We start from the raw sequence: 18,106 nt of genomic DNA on the forward strand, positions 1-18,106 counted from the left end.
CCAGAGGGGAGCGTCAAGGAGAGCACGCCCGACGCTTCCCGGATGTCGCACAAAACACGCAAATCGCTTGCTACCTTGATCAGGCCGCCGAGGCGCCCAGCCGGCGCAGATGGTCGCGCCAGATGTCGATGCGCTCGGCCGACAGGGAATGGGCGCGCCCGACCAGCGTCGCGCGCACGGGCCGGATACCGGCCCGGCCGAGGATTTGCCGGCGCATCATCTTGATGCCGTAGCCGCCGTAGCCCCACCGGTAGACGGCCGCCGGCATGCCCATGCTGACGACGAGCCGCGCGCTGCGTCCGCCCAGCAGGCCGGCGCCGAACGGCCGGTGCGGGTCGTCCATGAAGACGCCCGGCCGCGTGACGTGCTCCAGGAAGCCGCGCATCAGCGCGGGCATGTCGCCCATCCACAGCGGGTACACGAACACGAGGTGGTCCGCGTGCTGGATCGCCTCCTGCACGGCCGCCAGTTGCGGCGGCGCCGAGCCGTGCCACCACTCGGACGGGCTGGTCAGCAGGGGGAAGTTCATCCGCGCCGGCTCGACGACCTCGACTTCATGCCCCGCATCGCGCGCGCCGTCCACGTACGCCTCGGCCAGCGCATGGCACAGGTGCGGGCGGTGGCAATCGGGATGGCCCTGGATCAATAGAATGCGTGCCCCCATCAGCAACCGCCATGCTCTCGTTCGACTTGTACAGCGCTCATTTTTCGCCTTCGATCTGTATTCCCTCAATCAGGCTAACCGAACACAACATTGCTACGTTGCGAGATATCAATCCACAGGGATTTTTTCGTGCTATCGGAAGTCTAAGAAAATTCTTACTCCAAGGAGCGGAGATGCCCGCCACCCGTACCAGACCGAGCCGTCCACGCGCCATCTGCGCCGCGCTGCGGCATGGCCGCAAGATGCTGTGCCGGCGCATCGGCGACATCGTGTCCGGCCCCGACGACATGGTCGCACACGGTTTCGCGACGCTCGTCGCGGCCGTCGAGGCGGCCTTCCGGCACGAAGAGCTGATCATGGAGACCCTGGGCTACACGCACCTGCACGAGCACCGCGAGGAAAACGCCGTCGTGCTGTCCGCGCTGCACCACGTGCTGCCGGAGGTCGAGCGGGGCGACCACATGCTGGGCCGCCAGGTGCTGTCCGCGCTGGTGGACGTGCTGGACCTGCACCGCCTGTCCGGCGAGCTGGCGCTCACGGTGGCGGCCCGTCCGGCCGAGGTGCGGGCCCGCGGACACGCGGCGCGCGCCACGCTGCACGTGGCCACGCGCCGCCCGTCCTCACGCTGACAGCCGCCTCGCCATATACAGCGCGCCAGCCGGATACGTGGCCAGCGCGACGCCGTCGCCGGCCGCGGCTGCATAGCCGAGGCTTTCCCAGAACCGGCGCGAGTCCTGCACGGACACGAGCGCGGAGTGGCGCAGGCCGCCGGCCCGCGCAAGGATCGCATCCGTCAACCGGCGCGCGACGCCCTGACCCGCCGAGCGCGGTGCCACGGCGAGGTCGTGCAGGTACAGCGTGTCCGGCCTGTCCGGCAGCGTGAAACGGCTGCCGAGCGGCGTCACCTTGCCGAGCCGCGACGGATACGCGAACAGGTACGCGCAGATGCCGTCGGCGTCGCGCGCAACGAGCACCGTGTCGGGGCTCGCGCGCAGGCGCGCCCGGACGACGTCCGCCGCTTCCTGCATGGCCGGCGGATAGCACGCGGCCTGCACGGCCAGCACGGCGTCCAGGTCCGCCTCCGCCATCGGGACCATCCGCATCAGGCGGTCCCCAGCGCCCGCGCGACGATCGCCGCGGCGTCGGCGACGACCTTGCTGTCGCTTTTCGAACCCGTGTAGTAGACGGCCACGATCACGGGCTGGCCCTGCGGCGGGAACACGAGGCCGATGTCGTTGGTCGTGCCGTGGGCGCCCGTGCCCGTCTTGTCGGCCACGCGGCAATCGGCCGGGAAGCCGGCCTGGATGCGCTCCTTGCCCGTCGTGTTGGCGAGCATCCAGTCGAGCAGGCGGCGCCTTGCGTCCGGTGCGAGCGCTTCCTCGAGCAGCAGCGCTTCCAGGCTCCGCGCCATCGCGCGCGGCGTCGTCGTGTCGCGCGGGTCGCCGGGGATCGCGGCATTCAGTTCGGTCTCGCGGCGGTCGAGGCGGAACGCCGTGTCGCCGATGCGGCGCGCAAACGCCGTGACGGCCGCCGGGCCGCCGATCCGGTCGAGCAGCAGGTTGCATGCGCTGTTGTCGCTCACCTGCAGTGCGGCGGCGCACAGGTCCGCGATCGTCATGCCGTCGTCGACGTGTTGTTCCGTCACGGGGGACCACGACACCAGGTCCGCCTTCTTGTAGCGCACGCGCTCGTCGAGGAGCCCCGGCGTGCGCGCCGCCAGCGTCAGCACGGTCCCGACGACCATCACCTTGGCCGTGCTGCAGAACGGGAAGCGCTCGTCGCCGCGCCACGCGATGACGTCGGCCCCGCCGCGGCGCCAGGCGGCGACGCCGAGGCGGCCGCCGGCGCGGCGTTCGAGGCCGGCCAGCGCCTGCGTGGCGTCAGCGGCGGCGTGGACGGCGCCGGGCAGCCCGATCGCGGGCAGGACCAGCGCGGCGCGCAGGACGGTGCGGCGTGTCGTGTCGGTCATGGGATCTCCTGATGGTGGACGGGGCCGTCATTATGCCGCAAACGTTCCGGTTGCCGCTTCGCAAAGTTTCGCGATATGGTTCAGGTTTGCAGGCACACGACTGGAGACGACATGCACAAGGCCATCCTGCCCCTCGCCATCGCGGCACTCTGCGCGGGTGCGCCCGCCCGCGCGGCCAACCGCACGGACAACGTCGACGTCTTCATCGGCACCGGCGGCGACGGCCACACGTTCCCCGGCGCGACCCGCCCGTTCGGCATGGTGCAGCTCAGTCCCGACACGCAGGTGCGCCACTTCCGCCAGAGCTATCCGTGGGCCGCCGGCTACCGCTACGAGGACGATTCCATCCTCGGCTTCTCGCACACGCATTTTTCCGGCGCCGGCCACTCGGACCTGGGCGACGTGCTGCTGATGCCGACCGGCGGCGAGGTGAAACTGGAACCGGGCTATCCCGAGCGCCCGTTCAGCGGCTACCGCTCGCGCTTCTCGCACAAGGACGAGCGCGCGGAGCCGGGCTATTACGCGGTGAAACTGCTGGACAACGACGTCGACGTGGAGCTGACGGCGAGCGAGCGCGTGGGCCTGCACCGCTACCGCTTCAAGCCGGGCGCCCAGGCCAATGTGATCCTCGACCTGCGGTCCAGCATCTACGACTGGTCCGGCAAGAACCTCTGGTCGCGGCTGCGCCTGCGCGGCGACGACACGGTCACGGGCATGCGCGAGACGCGCGGCTGGGCGCCGGGCCGCCAGCTGTATTTCGCGATCCGCTTCTCGCGGCCGATCGTGACGCACCAGCTGATGAACCGCGAGGAAGGCGTCGACTACAAGGGCTTCGCGGCGCCCGGCAAGACGCCCGCCGACAAGACCCTCGTCGAAGGCAAGGCGCTGGAAGGCGCGTTCGGCTTCGGCACGCCCGCGGACGGCACGGTGCTTGTGAAGGCCGCGGTGTCGGGCGTCAGCGAGGACGGCGCGCTCGCCAACCTCGCGGAGATGCCGGGCTGGGACTTCGATGCCGAGCGCCGGCGCGCGCACGACGCGTGGGAAGACGCCCTGGGCGCCGTCGACATCGACGCGCCGCAGCCGATGAAGCGCATGGCCTACACGAGCCTGTACCACGCGCTGCTGGCACCGAGCCTGTTCATGGACGCGGACGGCAAATACCGCGGACCGGACAAGCAGGTGCATGCGGCGCAGGGCTTCCGCTTCCACTCCACGTTCTCCCTGTGGGACACGTACCGCGCCCTGCATCCGCTGCTGACGCTGATCCAGCCGGAGAAGCGCAACGTCGACTTCGTGCGTTCGCTGGTCGAATCGCAGAAAGCGAGCCCGTACGGCATCCTGCCCGTGTGGCAGTTCGCCGGCCTGGAGACCTGGTGCATGATCGGCTACCACGCGGTGCCCGTCATCGCCGACGCGTACATGAAGGGCCTGAAGGGTTTCGACGCCGACGAGGCCCTGCGCGCGATGACGGCCAGCGCGGAGTATGGCCCGTACGGCGGGCTGCAGCACTACATGAAGCTGGGCTATGTGCCGATCGACCTCGAGCCGGAAGCGGCGTCGAAGACGGTCGAATATGCGTTCGACGACTGGACCATCGCGCGCATGGCCGACAGGATGGGCCGGCGCGACGTGGCCGACCGTTACTACAAGCGCGCGCAGAACTGGCGCAACGTGTTCGATCCGGAGACGGGCTTCGTGCGCGCGAAGACATCGGATGGAAAGTATCGCGAGCCGTTCGACCCGGTGCGCTCGAACTTCGGCAGCGATTACACGGAAGGCAGCGCGTGGCAGTATTCCTGGTATATGCCGCACGATAACGCGGGCCTCGTGAAGCTGCTCGGCGGTGACGCCGGGCTGATCGACAAGATCGACCAGGTGTTCGACGCGAAGATCGACCGGACCGTGTACGCGCACATGGAAGACATTTCCGGCCTGATCGGCCACTACGCCCACGGCAACGAGCCGTCGCACCACGTGGCGTACCTGTACAACTACGCGGGCGCGCCATGGAAGACGCAGGCGCGCCTCGCGCAGATCGTGAAGAGCCAGTACAGGGACACCCCGGACGGCCTCGCGGGCAACGACGACCTGGGCCAGATGTCGGCCTGGTTCGCGTTCACGGCGCTGGGCTTCTATCCCGTCGCGCCGGGCAGCAACGAGTACGTGATCGGGCGGCCGTTCGTCGAGCGCGCGGCGTTGAACCTGCCGAACGGGAAGCGCTTCACCATCCGCACCGAGGGTTTGTCGGACGCGAACCCGTACGTGGGCAGCGTGACGTTGAACGGCAAGCCGCTCGCGCGCAGCGTGCTGCGCCACGAGGAGATCGTGGCGGGCGGGGAACTCGTGTTCCGGATGCAGGCAACGCCGAACAGGGACTGGGGCAAGGCGCCGGCCGCGCGCCCTTACACGCAGACGGCGTATTAGCGGCGGCGCATGCTGGCGACGGCCACGCCGGCCAGGATGACGGCGAAACCGGCCGCGTGGTACAGGTGCGGCGGCTCTTTCAGCAGCGGCCACGCCGCGATAGTCGCGAACAGCGGGATCAGGTACACGGTCAGGCTCGCACGGGCCGGGCCGGCCGCGGCCACGAGGCGGTCGAAGAAGAAGTACGCGCCGAGGCTAGGCACGACGGCGAGGAACGCGAGCGCCGCGTACAGGCGGCCGTCGGCGAAGTCGGCGACGGTGCCGCTGGCCGCTTCGAACGCGGCGAACGGCGCCAGCACGAGCGCGCCGCCGCCGATCAGCGCGGCCAGCTTCACCGTGGATGGCAGCGGCGGCAGCGGCAGGCGCTTGTTGAAGACGGTGTAGAACGACCAGCCGCACGCGGCCAGCACGACCCACAGGTCGCCGCGGCCGAATTCCAGCTGGCCCAGCGCCGTCACGTCGCCCTTGGCCAGCACGACCAGCACGCCGAGAATCGCCAGGAACATGCCGCCGGCCTGGCGGCGCGACAGGGGCGCCTTCCACACGAGCGTTTCGATCAGGGTCACGAGCGCCGGGCAGGCGGCGAAGATGATGCCGACGTTGGCCGCGCTCGTATGGCGCGCGCCGACGTATTGCGGTGCGACGGAGAGGCCCATGCCGAGGCCGGCCAGCAGCAGGATCCGGTGCCAGTTGGCGCGGAGCAGGCCGCGCAGCGCCCACAGGCGCGGTCCGCACGACGGCAGCAGGATCAGGAACGCCAGCATCCAGCGCCCGAAGGCGAGGAAGACGGGCGGGATCCCCGCGCCCTGCGCCCAGCGGGCAACGACGAGGTTCGCTGCGAACAGCGCGGGGGTGATCAGCATGAGCGGCAGTTCGGCTGCGAAGGGATCACTCCGGTAGCCGGCGCCCGCCCGTGACACTGCATTCGACACGAGGGCTCCTGGACGAAAAGCGGCGGACGCGGACATTGCCGGGTAAGCGATGTTGCGCCGCAATAAAGGGTGGCGCCATGGTAAGGGAGCACGCGCAGAATGTGCTTCTATTCGATAGCGATAACACGGCCATTTCCGCAAGGGTCTTCTGCAGAAATACGAAATAGAAGATAAAATCTCCGGCGTTATCTAGAATCTACGAAGGAAGCACTGCGATGAAAGACGGCCAGCTGGACGAGATCGACCGCCAGATCCTGCGCACGCTCAGCCGCGACGGGCGCATCAGCAACCAGAAACTGGCCGAAACGGTGCACCTGTCGCCGACGCCTTGCTGGCACCGCGTCAAAGCGCTGGAAGAATCGGGTTTTATTACGGGCTACGTCGCAATGCTGGACCAGCGGGCGCTGGGCATGCCGGACACGGTGATCATCGAGGTGACGGTGGACCGCCACGACGACGAGATCTTCAAGGCGTTCCAGGAGGCCCTGGCCGAGTTGCCGGAGGTGATGGAGGCGTATCTGCTGTCGGGGGAGTACGACTACCTGATCAAGGTCGCCGTGGCGGGCACGGAAGGCTACGAGAAATTCCTGCGGCAGAAACTGTACAAGCTGCCGGGGGTGACGCGGACGCGGTCGACGTTTACCTTGCGCTGCCTGAAACGCACCCCGTCCGTGTCACCCTGAGACCAGACGTTACTTCTTCGATTTCAACTCGGTCAGTTCGGCCCGCAGCTTGCTGCGCTCGGCGGTCGACTTGTCGAGCTTCGCACGCAGGTCGTCCAGCTCGGATGCCAGGCTGTCGCGCGCGGTCGTCGCGCCCACGAGTTCCATCTCGGCGCGCAGGCGCGCGTCCGATTCGGCGGCCATGTCGGCCACCTTGCGCTCCAGTTCCTGGCGCAGCTGCGTCAGCTGCTGTTCCTTGCCGTCGATCGCAAGCTGGTCCTTCGCCTTGCTGACGAGGGCATCCATCGCGACCTGGCGCGCATTCTTGAGTTCCGCGTTCAGGCGTTCGATGGTTTCGTCGCGTTCGGCGATGGCTTCCTCGGACGCCGCCGTGGCGCTCGCCATTTCCTCGCGCAACGCATCGCGTTCGCCTTCCAGCGCTTCGCCGGCCGAGCGCAAGGCTTCGATGTCCGCCTCGTTGCGTTCCAGCGCTTCGCGGTCGCCGGCGCCGGCCTGCTCCGCGAACTTCAGGGCCCAGTCCGCCAGACCGGCCAGCAATTCCTGCGGCAGCTCGGCCGTCGGGGGCGCCTTCGGCTTGACGTTCGCCGCACGCCATGCGGCCAGGTGCTTGAAGATGGCGTTCGGCGAACCCTCGCCGAGGAAGTCCTGCACCGCTTCGATGGTTACCGCTTCGCCATCCTCCTGCAAACTCTCGGCTGCGCGCGCAACGTCGTCGAATGTGACTTCTTGGCCTGCCATAAGGTCTTGACTCCTGCTTCGTTGGATTTCGGGAGTGCGTATGATACTTCCCGTAGAGAAATTCGGCAGCAATCAGCGCAAGAGTGTTGCGCGCCGGACGCGTCGGCCGGCAAACCATTTCACAGTTGGTAAGAATTCAGCCTGTTTGCGCGACGGGCGCGGCCATCGGGCGGATCTGGTTGCGCCCGCCCTGCTTCGCTTCGTACAGCATCGCGTCGGCGCGCAGGAACAATTCGTTCTCGCTGCGTCCGTCCGGATAGGCGGCCAGGCCGCCGCTGAACGAGAAGTGGCGCACGTCGCCCGGTTTGACCTCGAACGCGATGGCGCCGAATGCCTGGCGCAGCGCGTCGAGCCGGTGCCAGCCCTGCTCCAGCGGGCAATCCCAGAACACGACGACGAACTCCTCGCCGCCGAAGCGGCTCAGCAGGTCGCCCTCTTCCATGCGCGCCGCCAGTGTCAAGGACAAACGCTTGATGACGATGTCGCCAAAATAATGGCCCCAGGTATCGTTGATGGTCTTGAACTTGTCGATGTCGATGACGCCGAAGCACAGCGGCCGGTTTTCCAGCGCGGCGCGGCAGATCAGCGCCTGCGCCTTTTGCTGCAGGCCGATCTTGTTGAGCAGGCCCGTCGCGCGGTCCTTGCCGATCAGGTCGCGGTTGATGCGGATCTTGGCGGCCCGGTTGAGCAACTGGCGCGCGAGCAGCTCGGCGTCGTCCATCGCGAGCAGCGCATCGAAGCCGCTGTCCAGCGCGCGCCGCGCCAGCGCCGGGTCGGCGCGGCGTTGCAGCAAGGTGATCTCGCGCACGGGATCGGCTTCGATATTGCGCTTGAGCACGCGCACGACGGCTTCCGTCTGTTCGTATTCCGCGTCCGTGATCAGTACGATATCCGGCTGCAAGTCCTTGACACGCAGGTGCAGCGTTTGCGGATCGGTGTGGTAGACGATGTCCAGCCGCTGTGCGCGCAGCGCCGCCTCGTCCCAGCCCGGCGGCGCGCCCAGCATGGCCACGCGCACGAGGTCGCCGCGTTTCTGTTGCACGAACAGGTTGAACAGCTTGTCGACGAGGACGTCGTTCGCGATCGGTTTTTCGGCGTAGGCGAGGCAGTTGCTGTCGACGAGCCGTTGCTGCAGCAGGAACCGGCTGCCCTGGCGCACGCTTTGCAGGTAGACGTAGCGGTGGTCAGCGGGCAGCCGCTGCAGCAATTCGCCCAGCAGCAGCGTCTTGCGCGCATCGCGCAGGTCGGACTGCATGTTGTGCAGCGCGTCGAGGTCGACCACGTACAGGCTGTCGGCCGCATCGCGTTCGACCGCCGTCACGAATTCGCTCAGCTCATGGAAGAAGCGGATGTCGAAGTCGTACTTATGCGCGTGCAACTGCAACTCGGCCTGGTTGTCCTTGATGAAGAAGCTGTGCGACAAGAACAACACATGATTCCTGTACAACGAAGTATGCCCTGCCATCTGGTTACGCGCCTTCGAAGAGTTGACCATGGTAGCGTTGCGCCGACCGCCAGCATACCTCCGTTTGCGCCATGCATAAGTAAGAAACCGGGTTTTTTTTGACTATCTGCGCTTCCTCTGACTGTTATCAGGAAAGTATGTTGCGCGCTGACAAAAAGATACCGATCAGGCACGCAGGCCGGCCAGTCCGCCCAGCTTGTCCGGGTTGCGTACGACATAGATGGCGGCGATACGGCCGTCCTCGATGTGGATCGAGGTGATCGCATCCGGCATGCCGTTGCGCCAGGTCAGCACGCCCGGCGCCCCGTTGACGGTGATAATGTCGTGGCGCGTGTCGGCGTTCGACCACTTGCGTTCGATGCCCGCGACGAGGCGGCCCACGCGGTCGGCGCCGACCACCTGCCTGACGGTCGTCTTGACCTTGCCGCCGCCGTCGCCCGTGAACGTGGCGTCCGCCGCCAGCAGCGCCTGCACCTGGGCCGGGTCGGCCGAACGGGCCGCCTGCACGAAGCGCCCCAGCAATTCCAGGTGCAGCTCGCGGTTGACGGCGAACCGGGGCCGTTCCGCCCGCACCCGCTCGCGTGCCCGCTGCAGCACCTTGCGGCAGGCCGCTTCCGTCTTGCCGACCGTCGCCGCGACCTCGGCGTAATCGAAATCGAACACCTGGTGCAGCAGGAACACGGCGCGCTCTTCCGGCGCCAGCCGTTCGAGCATCAGCAGGAAGGCCGTCGAGAGGTCGCCCGCCGCTTCCAGGGCGCTTTCCGGCGACGCCGCCGTGTCTTCCACCAGCGGCTCGGGCAGCCACGGGCCGACGTAACGTTCGCGCTCCGTCAGCGCACCGCGCAGCCGGTCGATCGAGAGCCGGGTGACGACGGTGACGAGCCACGCTTCCGGCGTGCGCGCTTCCAGGCTGCCGCCGTTCTGCCAGCGCAGCCAGGCTTCCTGGACGATGTCCTCGGCGTCGGCGCGCACGCCCAGCATACGGTAGGCGATCCCGAACAGGCGGGGGCGGAGGCGGACGAAATCGTCGAGCGGCGTGGCGGTCTGGGTATCCATATCCATTAGACGGATGAGGCACGCGTTTTGTGACCGCCGATTGTACGCGCCGTCAGCGCTGCGGCATAACCCCCCGATCTGTCAGGGTGGCGTCCCGCACTCGGCATCCAGCCGGGTGCGGGCATGCGACTTTCCCGGCCGCACCCGCATCGGTGCGCGCGGCGCGTCCAGCCGCACCGGCGTGAGTTTGCCGGCATACGGCGGCATGTCGGGATCGATCTCTACCGTGCCGCCGTCCGGTGGCGCGCCGGCAAGGAAGGCGCCGATGGCGATCCGGACGATCATCCGGTTGCCCGGCTCCGCCTTCATGCTGAGCCGCTTTTCAATCTTGTTAATGTAGAGGAACGTACACGACGCCCCGGCGGGCGTGGTGATGTCGACTTTCTTCGGCAGGGAAAACCCGTAACGGCCCGTCGCCCACAGCTTGACGACACAGGTTCCGTGCTCCAATGACGAAAAAGTAAAGTTCATGCGGCAATGCTAACCGCCGTAACTCGTCTGTACGTTTGGAATTTGTACCAAACCGTAACGGGCGGAACATCCGTTTCCTCGTCACATCTTTAGCTCGAGATTCACCCCCACGCGCGTGGCGCCCTGCTGCCAGCTGGCCTGGCGCGACAGCCCGCCCGCGTCCTCGTAGACGCTTTCCGACTCGCCGTCCATGCCCAGCATATTGTTGAGCGTGAAACGCAGCTGCAGGTGCGGATCGAGCTTCCACGCGGCATACGCGTCGACGTCGCGCCGCGTGTGCGCGTGGCGGATCTGCGCGTCCGACACGCGCACCCAGCCGCCCTGCTGGTACGCCATGCTGGCGCCGAAGCTGAGGCGATCGCGGCGGTAGTCGAGGCCGACGTTGGCCGACATCGGCGTCTGCCCGTCGAGGCGGTTGTCGGGGCCGGGCACGGTCGACACCTCCGACCAGTTGCGCGTGACGCTCGCGCGCATGTCGAAGCCGGCGGCGGCCTGGTTCAGCACGCGCAGCGGCAGCTTGACCTCGGCCTCGAGCGAATGCACGCGCGCGTCGCCGTCGTTCAGCGGGCGATAGATCCAGCGGCCGTCCGGATCGAGGTCCAGGCGCGTGCGGATATAGTCGCTGATCAGGCGCTGCGTGCCCCGCACGGACACCATCGCCCCGTCCGTCCAGTACTGCTCGAACGCGACGTCGACGCCGTTCGCCAGCTCCGGCTTCAGGCCCGGATTGCCGCTGGAATCGGGCGCGAAGCGCGTGTTCAGCGCGGACAGGTAGCGCCGCGCCGTCAGCTGGTCGACGGTGGGCGCCTTGTACGTGCGTGTGAGCGCGAGGCGCAGCTGGCGGCCGCTCTTGTCGGGGAATTTGTACAAGGTCTGCGCGACGGGGCTCAGCACGTGGCTGCGCGACGTCGTCTCCGGCACGCCGGTCCCGGCGCTCTCCGTCTCCACGCCCTCCCAGCGGCCGCCCAGGTACATCGACCATTGCTGCGTGATGTTCCACTCGTCCTGCACATAGCCGGCCAGGCGCGTGACCTGCGGCTGGTAGGCCTCGAGCACGTGCGTGGCGGGCGCGCCGTCCTGCTGGTCGACGCGGTCGCGCGAGTCCTCGTTGCGCTGGCGGCTCGCATCGATGCCCGTCGCGAGCGCATGGCCGTCGAACAGCGAGCGCGCGAACTTGGCGCGGAACGACATGCGGCGCGGACGATACACGGTGTCCCAGTCGCGCAGCAGGTGGCGCGCGCGCCCTGCCGAATAATAATCCGTGTCGTTGTCGTTCTCGTCGCGGCTGCGCTCCCCCGCCAGGCTCACGTCCAGCTTGCCGCCGGCCACCTTCGCGACCCAGCCGATCTCGCCCCGCATCATCCACTGGTCGCCCGACGTGCGGCCCGGCATGTCGATCCAGTCCGGATTGCCGAACGACCCGGCGAGATTCTCGTTGTGCGAGAAGCCGGACCACGCATGGCTGCTCGCCTGCAGGCCGGCCGACAGGTTCAGTTCGTTGTCCGCGTCGATCTTCCAGTTCAGGCGCGGGAACAGGACGCCGCCGCGGTAGGCGCCGCCGCCGTCGTAGCGGGTCAGGCGCGACTGCGCCAGCGTGCCGTCCGGCAGCGACAGCTGGTCCGCGCCGCGCGAATGAAACTCGTTGTGGCCGCCGAACAGCGAGCCGTTGACGAAGTACGACAGGGTGCCGACCTTGTCGCCCCACGTGCCGCCCATCGTGCCGCTGCGCTGCAACGGCGAACGCGTCGCGTTCAGGCGCAGGTCGCGCTGCGGCTTGCTGACGAGCTTGCGCAGCACGATGTTGATGGTGCCCGCGATGGCCTGCATCGAATACTCGGCGCTGGCGGCGCGGATCACTTCGATGCGCTCGATCTGGTCCGGCGTCAGCGCGTCCAGCGAAAAGCCGGGCGGCGGGCGGTCGCCGTTGACGAGAATCTGCGTGTAACCGGCGCCCAGGCCCCGCATCTTGATCGATTTATCGGTGACGGTGACGCCCGGCGCGCGCTTCAACACGTCGAAGATGTTGTCGTCGCCGTATTTGCGGATCTCCTCGGCCGACAGCACGGTCTTGCTGGCCGTGTCGTCGCGGCGCGGGTCGTAGGTGCTGGCCGAGCCCTTCACTTCCACCTTTTGCACCGGCTTGTCCTGGGCCTTGCCCTTGTCGGCCGGCTGGGTGGATTGTGCGAACGCGGCGGCGGGACAGGACAGCGCGGCGGCGATGGCGAGGCAAAGAGGTGTGGGCGACATCATGAGTGGGCAGAGGATTGCGTCAATACGCGCGGGCGTGGCAGCGTTCGGATCGAATAGTTCGAGAGACTAACGAATTATGCTATCCGGAATTGCGGCGTTTGTCACTTTTGCATCGCACCATCGAGACCCGCGAAAATGACCCGGACGCCCTCTTCCTGAAACGCTTCGCGCGGGCCGGTGTGGCAGGCGACCCTCATGCAGTATTGATTTGACGAAATACGTGTTCTGCCAAGATATAATCGCCGAGACATGTTCCTGCGCCGACTTTATTTGTTGCTGCTTGTCCTGATGCTGTCCGCGGCAGGCGGCCCCGCATCCGCCGGCAACCTCTACACGTTCGGCGGCGGCAGCCCCGTGAGCAACTGCACGCTGTCCGGCGCCGTCTATACCTGCCCCAGCCTGCCGCTGCCGGCCGGGGACGACAGCATGGTGATCGCCAGCGGCTATACCGTGAAGATCACGGCCGACACCACGTTCGGCTACAACCACGGCCTCACGATGAGCGGCAGCGCCGTCCTGATGAGCACAGGCGACCTGAACATCGGCGGCGTCGCCACGAACAACCTCAAGATCACGGGCGGCACGCTGATCGCGGGCGACGTGTTCAGCGTGGGCGCGCAGAACCAGACGCTGACGGCGAACATCCAGGCCGTCACGGCCAACCTGGGCACCGGTTCCACACTCAACCTCACGGGCAGCATCACGGCCACCGGCACCGTCAACGTCGCCTCGCATGCGACGATCAACGGCCCGATCAGCGGTGCGACGATCACCACGAACTCGCCCGTCACCCTGAACGGCAACATCGTCGCGACCAGGTCATTTACCCTCGCCTCCGGCAGCACGGTCAAGGGCGACGTGACGGCGCCCGTCGTCCGGCTGATGCCGTCCAACACCTCCGTCCAGGGCGACATCACGGCGACGACGTCGTTGCAGCTGGGGTCGTCCGACAGCGTCACGGGCGACGTGACCGCCGGCACGCTGACGCTCGATTCGTCCGAGGCGACCATCTACGGCAATGCGACGATCGACAGCGGCATCTTCAACTGGCACGGCCGCGTGACGAAGACGATCTACTGCTCGGGCGGCACCACCACCGGCAAGTGCGACTGCGTACAGAACGGTAGCGGCTATGACGTGAACACGTCCCTGGGACCGCGCTGCCAGGGCAACGTCGTAGCGCTGGATCACTTCCTCATCAACTACAACCCGGCGGGCAGCGTGTGCGCGCCGTCGTCGGTGACGATCACCGCCTGCGCCAACCAGGCGTGCACGGCCACGTACGGCGGCGGCGCCACCGTGACGCTGGCCCCGACGGGCCAGTCCGTGGCGATCCCCACGTCCGGCAGCGTGAAGGCGGCCGTGAGCTGGACCCAGGCCGGCACGTTCACCCTGGGCGTGTCCGGCGCGACGACGGCCAACGCCACCACGTGCGTCCGCACGGACACGAGCCAGGCCGCCGACTGCAAGGTCGCCGTGGCCAGTTCCGCGTACACGATGACGATGAGCGCCGACGCCGCCTACGCGGAGGCCCCCTCGCCCCCGCAGCTCACGATGGCAGCCGTGCGCTACGACGCGAAACAGAATACGTGCGTGCCGCTGTTCAACAACGTGGATCGCAACATCAAGTTCACCTGCGCCTACAGCAATCCGGCGAGCGGTACGCTGCCCGTCCGACTGAAAGATATCCCTCTTAACAGCGGCCAGAACGCCGCGGCGGCTTGCGACGGCACCGGCGCGACCGTCAAGCTCACCTTCAACGAGGAAGGCAAGGCGAGCGTGCCGCTGCAATACGCGGACGCCGGTGAGGTGACCGTCAAGGCGACCGACAGCGGCGCCGGCAGCCCGCCGTCGGCGAACGTCAAGGCGACGTTCGTGCCCAAGGCGTTCACGCTCGCGCTGGCGAACGCCAATGTCCCTTACGTGGCGGGCAAGGAGTTTACGGCGACGGTGACGGCCCTGAATGCCGCGTCCACCCCGGCCGTGACCCGGAACTTCGGCCGCGAGCAGATCGCGGAGAGCGCGAAGCTGGCGCCGGTGACGTGCCAGCCCAGCAACGGCAACGGCCTGCTCGCGCAGACGCCTTCGTCCATCCTTGCCGGCGTGCAGACGCTCAAGGCCACGTGGAGCGAAACGGGCCGCATCGACCTCGTCGCATCGCTCGCCAACGGCGCCGGCTACCTGGGAACGGGCCTGCTGCCCGCCACCGCGGCGACCGGCAGCGCCACCACGGGATGCGCCGGCGGCGTCGGCACGTTCAGCCCGGCCTACTTCACGTTCGACACGGATACCGACTGGAAGCGCACCTCCGCCTTCTACGGCGGCACGCTGGCGCAATACTATTCCGGCGAACCCGCGATCAGGCTGACGGTCACCGCGCGCAACCTGCAGAACGGCGTCACGCAGAACTACGACACCACGAATGCGCGCAACGTCGTGTTCACGGGCCTGAACGCCGACGGCAGCGCGCTGGCGGCCGGCGGCGCCTTCAGCCGCTCGCCCGGCTACCTGGTTACCGACCTCGCGGGCAAGGCGCAGTTGCGGGCAGCGGACTTCAAGGCCGGCGTCGCCACATGGGCCGGCAGCTACACCTTCACGAAATCGCCGACGGCGCAGACCCGCCTGCGCGTGCGCGCGACCGAGGATCTGCCCGCCGAACAATACCCCGCCAGCTCGTCGGCGCTTCCCGCCACGGCCGGTGCCGAACCGACGCTGCTGGTCCGCAGCGGCCGCATCCGCCTGCCCAGCCGGTTCGGCCCCGCCGGGACCCTGCTGAGGATTCCCGTGTCGATCGAGTACTACACGGGCCAGATGTGGATGGTGAACGCCGAGGACTCCACCACCGCCCTGCCGGCCGGCATCGTGTCGACGGGGACGGCCGTGCCGGGTCTCACGCTCGCGTCCACGCTGTCGCCGGCATTCACGGGCGGCAAGGCCGACCTCACGTTGACGCCCAACGTCGCCGCCCACGTCAGCGTGCCGTTCGCGCTCAACCTGGGGACGACGGCCGCCAACACGTCCTGCTACGCCAGCCGGGGCGCGGGCATGACGACCAGCACCGGCGCCGCCCTCGCCTTCCTGCGCAGCGCCGACGCTTCCTGCGCCGCCGCCGGCAGCGTCGACCCGTCCGCGCTGGCCACGTTCGGCGTCTACGCGCCGGAGACGAAGCGCATCATCCACACGCGCGAGGTGTTCCGATGACACGCCCTGCCCGTCGCGGCGGCTTCACGATCGTCGAGCTGGTCGTGGTGATGATCATCATCGCCGCGCTGGCCGCCATCGGCATCCCGCGCCTGACGGGCGACAAGTCGGCGGAAGCGGCCGTGTTCGGCGACCAGGTCGTCAGCGGCCTGCGCCGCGCGCAGAAGATCGCGATGGGGCACCGGCGCGTCGTGTCCGCGAACGTCGGGCCGAAGGCCGTCGTGCTGCGCGTGAACGGCAGCAACAACGGCTGGATCGCGCTGAACGGCGTCGGTGACGACGACTATGCGACGAGCGACAGCGCGCTCACGGTCACGACCGGCAGCCTGCCGGCCACCCTGTACTTCCAGCCGGACGGCCGCATCACGACGGACATCGGCGGCGCGGCCGGCTGGGCGGGCAGCCTGTCCGTCACGGGCGCCGTCAACGGCGGTACCACTTTCCGCACCATCACCGTACAAGGCGCGACCGGCTATGTTGAATAAAGTGAGGCGCAGCGCCGGCGTCACGCTGGTCGAACTGATCGTCGCCCTCGTCATCATGGGCGTCGCGCTCGGCGGCATGGTCGCCGTGTACACGGCCACGACGCGGTCCAGCGTGGATCCCGTCCTCGTGCAGCAGATGCAGTCGATCGCGGACAACATGATGGAAGAAATCCTGATGAAGCCCTTCGCGCCGGGGCCGGGCACCGGGGCGCGCATCAACTACGACGACGTCAGGGACTACAACGGCTATGGCAAGGGCATGACGGGCATCCGCGACGTCGAAGGCAACCTGATTCCGGGGCTGGAGCGGTACTCGGTGAGCGTCGAGGCCGGGACTGCCGCGCTGGCCGGCGTCGCGTCGACGGAGGACGCGGTGCGCGTCGTCGTCACCGTGTCCATGCCGGGGGCCGGCGCCGTCGTGCTGACCGGCTGGAGGACCAACCCATCATGACCCGCCAGCGCGGCTTCACCCTCGTCGAACTGATCGTCGTGATGGTCATCGTCGGCGTCATCGCCGGCGTGCTCGTGCTGCAGATCCGGCCGGCCATGCAATCCTATCTCTCGATCCGCCAGCGCGCGAACCTCACGAGCCAGGCCGATACCGCGCTGCGCCGCATCCTGTGGGAAGTGCGCACGGCCGTGCCGAATTCGCTGCGCTATACGTGGACGGATGGGCAAAACCAGTGCATCGAATTCGTGCCGACGAAGGACGGCGGCCGGTTCCGCACGGCGGCGGACTACGAACATGCCGCCACCGGCAACCCGTTCACCCGCGACGCCGCCACGGATACGTTCGACACCCTGACCCGCATCGACGCCAGCTATGCAGGCGATTACCTGTTCATCGGCAACGTGAACGGGAACGACGTCTACAACCCCGCCAACAGCTGGGTCATCAAGAGCATCGCCGACGCCGCCACGACGACCCAGGGCCGGAATACGGTGACCCTCGCCGCGCCGGCGACGCTGCCGGCCGGCTATGAAGGCGGCCGTTTCGTCGTCATCCCGAAGGCCGAGCGGGCCGTGACCTACACGTGCACCCGGCAAGGCACGGACGGCGCCGGGACGGGCACCGGCGTGATCTACCGCGTCACCGGCTACACACCGAGCACGACGCCGGCGAAGACCTGTCCGGCGACTGGCGCGATCCTCGTCGCGAAGGTCAGCGACTGCAACTTCCTGTACCGCGAAAGCCAGGGCGCCACCCAGCAAAGCGGCTACCTGCAGCTGCGGCTCGGCCTGGCCGAAGGCGGCGAATCGGCCCGGCTGACGATGGGCGCCCACGTGGAGAACACGCCATGACGGCCCGGCGCGCGGGCGGGTTCGCATACATCGCGGCCATCATCTTCCTCGTCGTGCTGGCCGGCTTCGCGCTGGCCGTGCTGCGCCTGTCGGAGACGGAGCAGGTCACCGTCAACCAGTCCTTCCTCGGCACCCGCGCGAGCCTCGCCGCGCGCACGGGGCTCGAATGGGCGTTCTACAAATTGAAAGCCAAGGACGCGACGTGCGATACCGTGAAGACCGTGCCGGACTTCAGGAAGGACACCGGCTTCACGGTGAACGTGGGATGCGCCACGCAGACGTATGACGAGGGGCTCGGGGCGGATGGGAAAACGGTGAAAAAGGTCATCTTCGAGCTGACCGCGACGGCCTGCAACGGCAGCGTCTGCCCGGGTAGCGACGCCGACCTCGCGAACCCGGACTACGTCGAGCGCAAGCGAACGGCGTCGATCTGCGTCGCCTCCGACGGCACGGACTGCTACTGAAG

17 protein-coding genes are annotated in these 18,106 nt (G+C 67.9%); 8 read left to right on the forward strand and 9 right to left on the reverse strand.

The features are described from left to right. Nucleotides 1-79: 79 nt before the first annotated feature. Nucleotides 80-664, reverse strand: coding sequence for an NAD(P)H-dependent oxidoreductase (locus tag QPK29_RS05635; RefSeq protein WP_371770250.1), 585 nt, complete (start codon nt 662-664; stop codon nt 80-82). Between the two features lie 173 nt (nt 665-837). Between QPK29_RS05635 and QPK29_RS05640 the strand changes: the two genes are divergently transcribed. Next, nucleotides 838-1,293 (forward strand): hypothetical protein, encoded by a 456-nt coding sequence (locus QPK29_RS05640; RefSeq protein ID WP_371770249.1) that lies wholly within the window; start codon nt 838-840, stop codon nt 1,291-1,293. Here the strand turns inward: QPK29_RS05640 and QPK29_RS05645 are convergent. Then, nucleotides 1,285-1,767: a GNAT family N-acetyltransferase gene (locus QPK29_RS05645; protein ID WP_371770248.1), complete on the reverse strand. Its 483-nt coding sequence runs from the start codon at nt 1,765-1,767 to the stop codon at nt 1,285-1,287. The two genes, QPK29_RS05640 and QPK29_RS05645, sit on opposite strands and share 9 nt — an antisense overlap. Further along, entirely contained in the window at nt 1,767-2,633 is an 867-nt protein-coding gene (gene bla, locus QPK29_RS05650) for a class A beta-lactamase (RefSeq protein WP_371770247.1), read from the reverse strand. Before bla ends, QPK29_RS05645 begins: the two co-directional genes overlap by 1 nt. A 111-nt stretch (nt 2,634-2,744) precedes the next feature. Between bla and QPK29_RS05655 the strand changes: the two genes are divergently transcribed. Continuing rightward, nucleotides 2,745-5,057, forward strand: coding sequence for a GH92 family glycosyl hydrolase (locus QPK29_RS05655; protein ID WP_371770246.1), 2,313 nt, complete (start codon nt 2,745-2,747; stop codon nt 5,055-5,057). Here QPK29_RS05655 and QPK29_RS05660 read toward each other — a convergent pair. Beyond that, nucleotides 5,054-5,920, reverse strand: coding sequence for a DMT family transporter (locus QPK29_RS05660; protein ID WP_202114553.1), 867 nt, complete (start codon nt 5,918-5,920; stop codon nt 5,054-5,056). The two genes, QPK29_RS05655 and QPK29_RS05660, sit on opposite strands and share 4 nt — an antisense overlap. A 284-nt stretch (nt 5,921-6,204) precedes the next feature. Here QPK29_RS05660 and QPK29_RS05665 point away from each other — a divergent pair, with 284 nt between their 5' ends. Continuing rightward, nucleotides 6,205-6,672, forward strand: coding sequence for an Lrp/AsnC family transcriptional regulator (locus QPK29_RS05665; RefSeq protein WP_371770245.1), 468 nt, complete (start codon nt 6,205-6,207; stop codon nt 6,670-6,672). Nucleotides 6,673-6,681: 9 nt separating this feature from the next. Here QPK29_RS05665 and QPK29_RS05670 read toward each other — a convergent pair whose 3' ends face one another. The 5 genes from QPK29_RS05670 to QPK29_RS05690 form a co-directional block, all read right to left on the reverse strand. Next, complete coding sequence (locus tag QPK29_RS05670) at nt 6,682-7,410, reverse strand: DNA-binding protein (protein ID WP_371770244.1); 729 nt, start codon at nt 7,408-7,410, stop codon at nt 6,682-6,684. A gap of 136 nt (nt 7,411-7,546) precedes the next feature. After that, complete coding sequence (locus tag QPK29_RS05675) at nt 7,547-8,842, reverse strand: GGDEF domain-containing protein (RefSeq protein ID WP_371770243.1); 1,296 nt, start codon at nt 8,840-8,842, stop codon at nt 7,547-7,549. 198 nt (nt 8,843-9,040) lie between these two features. After that, nucleotides 9,041-9,931, reverse strand: a complete 891-nt coding sequence (sigJ, locus tag QPK29_RS05680; RefSeq protein ID WP_371770242.1) for an RNA polymerase sigma factor SigJ — start codon at nt 9,929-9,931, stop codon at nt 9,041-9,043. A gap of 81 nt (nt 9,932-10,012) precedes the next feature. Next, nucleotides 10,013-10,402, reverse strand: coding sequence for a hypothetical protein (locus QPK29_RS05685; protein ID WP_371770241.1), 390 nt, complete (start codon nt 10,400-10,402; stop codon nt 10,013-10,015). An 81-nt stretch (nt 10,403-10,483) separates the two neighbouring features. Then, nucleotides 10,484-12,652, reverse strand: a complete 2,169-nt coding sequence (locus QPK29_RS05690; protein ID WP_371770240.1) for a TonB-dependent receptor plug domain-containing protein — start codon at nt 12,650-12,652, stop codon at nt 10,484-10,486. Between the two features lie 249 nt (nt 12,653-12,901). Between QPK29_RS05690 and QPK29_RS05695 the strand changes: the two genes are divergently transcribed. Genes QPK29_RS05695 through QPK29_RS05715 form a run of 5 tightly spaced genes read left to right on the forward strand, consistent with a single transcriptional unit; the run spans nt 12,902 to nt 18,104 of the window. Then, nucleotides 12,902-15,853: a DUF6701 domain-containing protein gene (locus tag QPK29_RS05695; protein WP_371770239.1), complete on the forward strand. Its 2,952-nt coding sequence runs from the start codon at nt 12,902-12,904 to the stop codon at nt 15,851-15,853. After that, complete coding sequence (locus tag QPK29_RS05700) at nt 15,850-16,338, forward strand: prepilin-type N-terminal cleavage/methylation domain-containing protein (RefSeq protein WP_371770238.1); 489 nt, start codon at nt 15,850-15,852, stop codon at nt 16,336-16,338. The genes QPK29_RS05695 and QPK29_RS05700 overlap by 4 nt, the downstream gene beginning before the upstream one ends. Then, on the forward strand, nt 16,328-16,789 hold the full coding sequence (locus QPK29_RS05705; RefSeq protein WP_371770237.1) for a prepilin-type N-terminal cleavage/methylation domain-containing protein: 462 nt from the start codon (nt 16,328-16,330) through the stop codon (nt 16,787-16,789). The genes QPK29_RS05700 and QPK29_RS05705 overlap by 11 nt, the downstream gene beginning before the upstream one ends. Further along, a complete protein-coding gene (locus tag QPK29_RS05710; RefSeq protein WP_371770236.1) occupies nt 16,786-17,640 on the forward strand; it encodes a prepilin-type N-terminal cleavage/methylation domain-containing protein in 855 nt (284 codons plus the stop codon). Before QPK29_RS05705 ends, QPK29_RS05710 begins: the two co-directional genes overlap by 4 nt. After that, complete coding sequence (locus tag QPK29_RS05715) at nt 17,637-18,104, forward strand: MSHA biogenesis protein MshP (RefSeq protein ID WP_371770235.1); 468 nt, start codon at nt 17,637-17,639, stop codon at nt 18,102-18,104. The genes QPK29_RS05710 and QPK29_RS05715 overlap by 4 nt, the downstream gene beginning before the upstream one ends. Nucleotides 18,105-18,106 lie beyond the last annotated feature (2 nt).

Source organism: Massilia orientalis (genome assembly GCF_030411975.2).
Lineage (GTDB): Bacteria > Pseudomonadota > Gammaproteobacteria > Burkholderiales > Burkholderiaceae_D > Telluria > Telluria orientalis.